This window comes from Roseateles sp. P5_E11 (assembly GCF_054049355.1).
In genome coordinates, this window is record NZ_JBFUMO010000265.1 from 1 (window position 1) to 7,717 (window position 7,717).

The 7,717-nt window shown below is 67.6% G+C and carries 8 protein-coding genes; 2 read left to right on the forward strand and 6 right to left on the reverse strand.

Going from position 1 to position 7,717, the window contains the following annotated elements:
- The coding region (locus tag ACXJKR_RS18535) for an ABC transporter substrate binding protein (protein WP_457324061.1) at positions 1–694 on the forward strand (694 nt) is incomplete at its 5' end.
- A 9-nt stretch (positions 695–703) separates the two neighbouring features.
- Positions 704–2,371 (forward strand): ATP-binding protein, encoded by a 1,668-nt coding sequence (locus ACXJKR_RS18540; protein ID WP_457324062.1) that lies wholly within the window; start codon positions 704–706, stop codon positions 2,369–2,371.
- On the opposite strand, the gene ACXJKR_RS18545 is transcribed toward ACXJKR_RS18540, so the two are convergent.
- From ACXJKR_RS18545 to ACXJKR_RS18570, 6 genes are all read right to left on the reverse strand, one after another.
- Positions 2,368–4,740, reverse strand: coding sequence for an ATP-binding cassette domain-containing protein (locus ACXJKR_RS18545; RefSeq protein ID WP_457324063.1), 2,373 nt, complete (start codon positions 4,738–4,740; stop codon positions 2,368–2,370). The genes ACXJKR_RS18540 and ACXJKR_RS18545 overlap by 4 nt on opposite strands.
- Complete coding sequence (locus ACXJKR_RS18550; RefSeq protein ID WP_457324064.1) at positions 4,741–5,151, reverse strand: VOC family protein; 411 nt, start codon at positions 5,149–5,151, stop codon at positions 4,741–4,743.
- Between the two features lie 40 nt (positions 5,152–5,191).
- Positions 5,192–5,635 carry a helix-turn-helix transcriptional regulator gene (locus ACXJKR_RS18555; RefSeq protein WP_457324065.1) on the reverse strand — a complete coding sequence of 148 codons (444 nt, stop codon included), beginning with the start codon at positions 5,633–5,635 and terminating at the stop codon, positions 5,192–5,194.
- A complete protein-coding gene (locus ACXJKR_RS18560; RefSeq protein WP_457324066.1) occupies positions 5,632–6,735 on the reverse strand; it encodes an acyltransferase family protein in 1,104 nt (367 codons plus the stop codon). Before ACXJKR_RS18560 ends, ACXJKR_RS18555 begins: the two co-directional genes overlap by 4 nt.
- A gap of 73 nt (positions 6,736–6,808) precedes the next feature.
- The gene (locus tag ACXJKR_RS18565) at positions 6,809–7,261 is read right to left on the reverse strand and encodes a hypothetical protein (RefSeq protein ID WP_056196073.1); all 453 of its coding nucleotides are present in this window, start codon (positions 7,259–7,261) and stop codon (positions 6,809–6,811) included.
- A gap of 146 nt (positions 7,262–7,407) precedes the next feature.
- On the reverse strand, positions 7,408–7,717 hold a 310-nt coding region (locus tag ACXJKR_RS18570; RefSeq protein ID WP_457324067.1), incomplete at its 5' end, for a M35 family metallo-endopeptidase.

Consider the following 7,717-nt stretch of genomic DNA (forward strand, 5'->3'; position numbering starts at 1 on the left):
GGTATTGATCGGCCTGGGGCGCGGCGGCATGCGCGTCGCGGCGGCGCTGGCCGACGAGCTGGCCGTGATGGTCGGCTGCGTCGTGTCGGTGCAGGAGTCCGAGGCCCGCAACTTTCCCATCCACACGCTGGCGCCCGACCCGGCCTTGCTGCTCGCGCGACTCCGGCGCCTGAAGTCGTCCACGCGTCGTGTGCACCTGGTCTACGACCCCAAGCTGAACACCTGGCTGGTGAAGCTGGCGCGCGAGGCGGCCCGGGCCGAAGGCCTGGAGCTGCTGGCCCAGGAAGCCGCCGATCAGGCCGAGGCTCTGCGCGCCTACGCCCAGCTGCTGGCCTCGGCCGACCCGGCCCGCGACGCCGTCTGGCTGCCGCAGGACCCGACGACCGTGGACGACAACGTCGTGCTCACGCTGGTGCTCAAGGAAGGCTGGAACCGCAACATCGCCGTGTTCTCCAGCCACCTGGCGCATGTGAAGCGCGGCGCACTGTTTTCGCTCTACCCGGACAACCATGAACTCGGGCGCTCACTGGCCGTGTCGGCCCAACGCCTCGCGTCCAACCCTAAAGCGGGCGCGGCCGGCGTGCTGCCGTTGCGCCAGGCACGCGCCGCCATCAACATCCGCACCGCCGCGCACCTGGGACTTGACGTCGCCACCGTGCAGTCGGGATTCGATCTGGTCTATCCCTCCAGCTGAGGTTCGAGAGTGACGCCACCCGTTCCACTGGACAGCCAGCCGCCCCTCATCCTTCGGGATGAAAGCGTGCCTGTGGCCGCGCCGCCGCAGCGGTCGTGGCCGCTGCGCATCTACGCGCGCTGGTTGCGCGAGACCTCGTTCCGCCGCCATCTCAGCGTCGCCGTCGCGCTGGGCACGCTCTGCCTGGCCCTGCTGATGGCGGTCGTCAATGCCTGGCAGGGTGGCCGCCAGGTGCGGGCCATGCTGATGGAGCAGGGGGGGCGCGTGGCAGCCAATCTGGCGTCCAACAGTTCGCTGGCCCTGCTGTACGCCGCTGCCGACAACGCCGAGGAGGCCGTGCGCGCCTCGCTGGCCTTCCCGGATGTGATGGGCATCGAGATCCGCGACACCAAGGGCCGGCTGCTGCTGGCGCTGGGCCCCGAGCGGGACCGCCTGCCCACAACCACGTCACCGGCCGTGCCCGACCCGGCGGCCAGCGAGCCCTGGCTCGACCAGGAGACGGAAGACAGCTGGGCCTTCGCCGCACCGGTCTGGACCCGCCCCGAGGCCTCACCCTTTGACGTGACGCTGCGCCCCGCGCAACTGCTCGGCCATGTGCGCATCGTGCTGAGCAAGGCGACGCTGCACCGCACCCAGGCCTCGCTCTTCCTCGCCAACTTCGGCGTGGCCGTGCTGTTTGCAACCATCTTCCTGCTGGCGGTGCGCTTCCTGATCCTGCGCCTGACGCGGCCGCTGGGTGCCTTGTCCGAGGCCATGGAGAGGGTCGAGCTGGGCGACAACGATGCACGCGCGCCGGCTGGTGGCCCGCGCGACATCGCAGCGATGGCCGAGACCTTCAACCGCATGATCACGGCGCTGCAGGAGCGCGAGACCGAACTTGGCGCCCACCGTGACCACCTCGAGGACCTGGTGACCGAGCGCACGCTGGAACTCAGTGACGCCAAGGAGCGCGCCGAAATCGCCAGCCGTGCCAAGAGCCAGTTCCTGGCGCGCATGAGCCACGAGCTGCGCACGCCGCTGAACGCAGTCATGGGTTATGCGCAGATCCTGAAGATGGACGACGGCCTGACGCCGAAGCAGCGCAACGGCCTGGACATCATCCACAGCAGCGGCCAGCACCTGCTGACGTTGATCGTCGACATCCTCGACCTGTCGCGCATCGAGGCCGGCAAGGCCGAGTTGCGCATCGGCCCCGTCGAACTGGTCCCGCGCCTGCAGGCCGTGATCGACATCGTGCGCGTGATGGCCGAGGGCAAGCACATCACGCTCGATCTGCAGCTCGACCCGCAACTGCCAGCGGTCGTGCTGGCCGACGAGAAGCGGCTCAACCAGATCCTGCTGAACCTGCTGGGCAACGCGGTCAAGTTCACCCACGTCGGCGGCGTGCTGCTGATGGCGCGCGCGCTGCCGCCGCTGGCCGACACCGAGCCGGGCCATGTGCGGCTGTGCTTCGAAGTGCAGGACACCGGCGTGGGCATCGCCGACGACCAGGTCTACCGCCTGTTCGAGCCCTTCGAGCAGGCCGGCAATGCCGAGCAGCGGGTCGGCGGCACCGGCCTGGGCCTGGCCATCAGCCGCCAACTGGTGCGCATGATGGGCGGCGAGATCAAGCTGGAGAGCCGGCTCGCTCAGGGCAGCCGGTTCTGGTTCGAGATCAGCGTGCCGGTGCAGGCCTAGGATTTCTTGGCTCGCGCCTTGGGCTTGGTCGCGCCGACGTAGTCCGCCAGATGCTCGCCCGTCAGGGTTGAGGGCTTGGCAATCAGATCGGCCGGTGTGCCCTCGAAGAYGACCCGGCYACCGTCATGGCCCGCGCCTGGGCCGAGGTCGATGATCCAGTCGGCATGGGCCATGACGGCCTGGTGGTGCTCGATGACGATGACGGACTTGCCGGCGTCCACGAGGCGGTCCAGCAGGCCGAGCAGTTGTTCGACGTCGGCCAGGTGCAGGCCGGCTGTCGGCTCGTCCAGCACATAGACGTCGCCCTTCTCGGCCATCTGCGTCGCGAGCTTGAGGCGCTGGCGTTCGCCACCCGACAAGGTGGTCAGCGGCTGGCCGAGGCTGAGATAGCCCAGGCCGACGTCTGACAGCCTTTCCAGAATCGCATGCGCAGCGGGCGTGAGCTTGGAGAAGAATGCCGCCGCCTCGGCAACCGACATGGCCAGCACTTCGCTGATGTCTTTCCCACCCAGCTTGTATTCGAGCACGGCCGCCTGGAAGCGCTTGCCGCCGCAGTCTTCGCAGACGGTGGACACCGTGGCCATCGGGCCGAGGTCGGTGAAAATCAGGCCGTTGCCATTGCAGGTCGGGCAGGCACCCTCGGAGTTGGCGCTGAACAGCGCAGGCTTGACGCCGTTGGCCTTGGCGAAGGCGCTGCGGATGGGGTCGAGCAGGCCGGTGTAGGTGGCCGGGTTGCTGCGCCGCGAGCCGCGGATGGCGGCCTGGTCGATGGCGACGACGCCCTCCAGCTTGGACACCGAGCCGTGGATCAGCGAACTCTTGCCCGAGCCGGCCACGCCGGTGACGACGCAGAGCACGCCGAGCGGGATGTCAACGTTGACCTTCTGCAGGTTGTGCGTGCTGGCGCCGCGAATCTTCAGCGCGCCAGCGGGCTTGCGCAGCTTGTCCTTCAGCGCGGCGCGGTCGTCGAGGTGTCGGCCCGTCAGCGTGCCGCTCTTGCGCAGGCCGGCGACGCTGCCTTCATAGACGACCTCGCCGCCGGCCGCACCGGCACCGGGACCGAGGTCGACGACATGGTCGGCAATCGCGATGACCTCGGGCTTGTGCTCGACGACGAGCACGGTGTTGCCCTTGTCGCGCAGCCGGCCCAGCAGCTCGTTCATGCGCTGGATGTCGTGCGGGTGCAGGCCGGTGGTCGGTTCATCGAAGACATAGCTGACATCGGTCAGGGACGAGCCGAGGTGGCGGATCATCTTCACGCGCTGGGCCTCGCCACCGGACAGCGTGCCGGTTGGCCGGTCCAGCGACAGATAGCCCAGGCCGATCTCGGCAAAGGCATCGAGCAGATGGCTCAACGCCTTCAGCAGCGGTGCGACCTCGGCGCCCTTCAAGCCGCGCACCCAGTCGGCCAGGTCGCTGATCTGCATTGAGCAGGCGTCGGCGATGCTGTGCTTGCCGATCTTGCAGGACCGTGCCGCTTCGCTGAGCCGCGTGCCATGGCATTCGGGGCAGGTCTGAAAGGTGATGACGCGGTCGACGAAGGCGCGAATGTGCGGCTGCAGCGCGTCGACGTCCTTCGACAGAAAGGACTTCTGGATCGACGGGATCAGTCCGGCATAGGTCAGGTTGATGCCGTCGACCTTGATCTTGGTCGGCTCCTTGTGCAGCAGGTCGTGCAGCTCGCGCTTGGTGAACTTGGCAATCGGCTTGTCGGGGTCGAAGAAGCCGCAGCCTCTGAAGATGCGGCCGTACCAGCCCTCCATGCTGTAGCCGGGGATGTTGATCGCGCCGCCGTTGATGGACTTGCTGGCATCAAACAGCTGGTCAAGGTCGAAGTCCGACACCGAGCCCATGCCCTCGCAGCGCGGGCACATGCCGCCGGTGCGCGAGAAGGTCTGCTTGACGGCCTTGCTGGCGCCGCCCTTGTCGACGGTGATGACACCAGTGGCCTGCACCGACGGCACGTTGAAGGCGAAGGCGCTGGGCGGGCCGATCTGCGGCTTGCCGACGCGGCTGAACAGGATGCGCAACATCGCGTTGGCGTCGGTGGCCGTGCCGACCGTGGAGCGGGCATTGGCGCCCATGCGCTCCTGGTCGACGATGATGGCCGTGGTGATGCCCTCCAGCACGTCCACCTCGGGCCGCGCCAGCGTGGGCATGAAGCCCTGCACGAAGGCGCTGTAGGTCTCGTTGATGAGGCGCTGCGACTCGGCTGCGATGGTGCCGAAGACGAGGGAGCTCTTGCCCGAGCCGGACACGCCGGTGAACACGGTCAGCCGCCGCTTGGGGATGTCGACGCTGACGTCCTTGAGGTTGTTCTCACGTGCGCCCTGCACGCGGATGCGGTCGTGGTTGTCAGCGTCGGCCATTCAGCGCTTCTCTTGAATGCGCAGCAGGTTGCCGGCGGGGTCGCGGACGGCGCAGTCGCGCACGCCGTACTGTTGCATCGTGGGCTCTTCGACGATCTCGGCGTCCTCGGCTTGGAGCTTGGCGAAGGTCTTGTCCAGGTCGGCCGTGGCGAGGATCAACATGCCGAAGGTGCCCTTGGCCATCATCTCGGTGWTGGTGCGGCGCTCGTCCTCGGTGACGCCGGGCGTGACCGCCGGCGGGTGCAGCACGATGGAGGTGCCCGGCTGGCCGGCCGGGCCGACCGTGATCCAGCGCAGGCCGTTGTAGCCGACGTCGTTGCGCACCTCGAAGCCGAGGGTGTCGCGGTAGAAGGCCAGCGAGGCTTCCGGGTCGGATTGGGGCAGGAAGCTGGAGTGAATGCTGATGTCCATGGGGTCAATCTCTGTGGGTGGTTAAGGCACGGAAAGAAGTCTAGGTTTCGCTCTCTTGCGGCGCTTCTCGATTCCTGATCGGTTTCGTTACCTGGCGGGCGACGCAGGCCGGCATGCCCGCCGTCGCCTGGGCCTGGTCGCGCTTGTAGGCGCTGGGCGATTGGCCGACCAGTTCGCTGAAGCGCGTGCTGAAGGTGCCGAGCGATGAGCAGCCGACGGTGAAGCAGACCTCGGTGACGCTCAGGTCGCCACGCCGCAGCAGGGCCATGGCGCGTTCGATGCGCCGCGTCATCAGATAGCTGTAGACCGATTCGCCATAGGCCTGGCGGAACTGCCGGCTCAGGTGGCCGCCCGACATGTGCACGCCGCGCGCCAGGGCCTCGACGTCCAGGGGCTGTGCATATTCGCGGTCGATGCGGTCGCGCACGCGGCGCAACCTGGTGAGGTCACGCAGATGGAGTTCGGAGCCGGGTTGGATCGTCATGCCGGCATGCTGCCAGTTTCAATGGTTCGCGGCGAGCGGGCCAGGCGGTCGCGCAGTTGCAGGCCCGGCTTTTCGACGAGATAGTGCAGGGCGGCGCCCACGGCCAGGATGACGACGGCATAGACCGGGAACAGGGCCGGTCCCTGCAGCGGCAGCGCCGGTGCGATCCAGACATGCACGACGTGCATCGCGATCTTGTGGCTCAGGTAAAGGCTGTAGGAGATGGCTGCCAGCCAGCCCGTGCCGGGCACGGCCCAGGCCCGCGGCGTGCTGGCCGCCAGTACGAGCAGGCCGAAGCCGAAAGAAAGCAGCGGCCAGCCAACCGCGTTGGCAACCAGGCCGGTGCGGTCGCGGAACAGCCAGAAGGCGAGGGCGGTCATGGCCAACCCGGTGAACAAGAGCGCCGTCGAGCGCGCCTGCAGCCGCGTCCACAGCTGCGGCCGGTAGACGCGTAGCGCGGCCAGCATGATGCCCATCAGCAGTCCGTCCAGCCGCGTCCAGGTCGGGTAGTAGATGTCCTCGATGAACCAGGGTCGCTGCGGCTGGATGGCGTCGTTGTGCAGCCAGATGCCGGCGCGCAGCGCAATGCCGCCCAGCACCAGGGCGGCGCACAGGCCGGCGAAGCGTGCAGAGGAGGGACGACGTGTGATCCACCAGGCCAAGAGCGGGAAGAGCAGATAGAAATGCTCCTCCACGCACAGCGACCAGGCATGCGAGAAGGCGGGGTTGCGGCCGTAGTCGATCAGCAGGTTGAGCGTGAAGCTGGCGAACTGCCACCAGGCTTCCAGGTTCGGCTCCTCGCGCAGCACCGGAAAGGCCACGTAGATGGCCAGCACGACGGCAAAGGCCGGCAGGATGCGCCAGGCCCGGCGCCAGTAGAAGTCGCTCAAGCGCAGCGCTTCGCCCCGCTGCAGCTTGCGCAGCAGTTGCGAGCCGATCAGGAAGCCGCTGAGCACGAAGAATATGTCCACGCCCGCCCAACCGAAGCGGGTCAGCCAGGTCCAGTCCGGCCCCAGGCCACCGATGAGGAAGGTGTGGAAGCACATCACCCAGACGATGGCGATGCTGCGCAGGAGGTCKAGGCCGGGAAGGCGGTGCATGGAGGGCGGGGGGGAGCGAAAGGGCGGCAGCGTAACGCCGCTGTCGGCGGCAGTCGTTCGTCAGGTGAGGCCGTCAGCGGTTCAGCGTGACTTCGCCGCAGTCCTGGTCCAGACCGCGGTGTTGAGCGCGCGGCCGTGGCGGCGTGCCGCGGAGCATCATGTCGTGCCAATGCCAGTGGGCCTGCAATCGCAGGGTGCCGTTGGGAGGCACCGTGAAGGCTTCGTTCAAGACGAGTTCAACGCTCAGGCTCTCGCCTGCGGCCAGGTGCAGATAGTCCTGGGCCGACGGATCGCCGCGTTTGCGCATCGCGCCCTGGAAAGTCAGTTTCCCCTGTGGCGTGCTGGCCTGCACAAAGGGCCCGAACCAGGCGCCCTCGAAGGGGCTGCCCCAGCGCAGCAGGTGCAGAGCGCGCTTGCCGTTGTTGCTCAGCTTGAACTGCAGCAACACCTGGCCGTCGGGCTTGGGTGTGGCCTGGAACTGGCAGCTCAGCTCGGCATGCTGCAGGGGCGTTACGGCAAGGGCCATGGGCGAAAGGCAGGCTGTGAACAAGGCTGCGGTTGCGAGATATAGGCGGTGAAGACGCATGGTTGCGAGCCTAGCCCAGGGCCGCACGATCGGCAGCCCCCAACAAAAAGCGCCGCCCGAAGGCGGCGCGTCAAACGCGAGGGAACTCAGTTCTGGAAGGGGCTGTTCTCAGCGAAGTATTCGTGGTTGTCCGAGTTGTCCAGCGCCTTGGTGGGGCTGGACTTGGCCAGGCTCTTGGCCGCGCTCTGGCCATAGGCCCAGTCGTCGGTGCCGGCAATGACGTTGAAATGCATCATCTCGTGCACCAGGGTGCCGCCCTTGCTGTCGGTGCCCGTCATCGGCGCGCTCCAGAAGGCGCCGCAGACGTAGATCTTGTACGGCTGCGTCGGGTAGACATAGGCGTAGGTGCCGCTGTCCTTGCAGCTGCAGTCCAGCGTCAGGGCGGCGGTCTGGAAG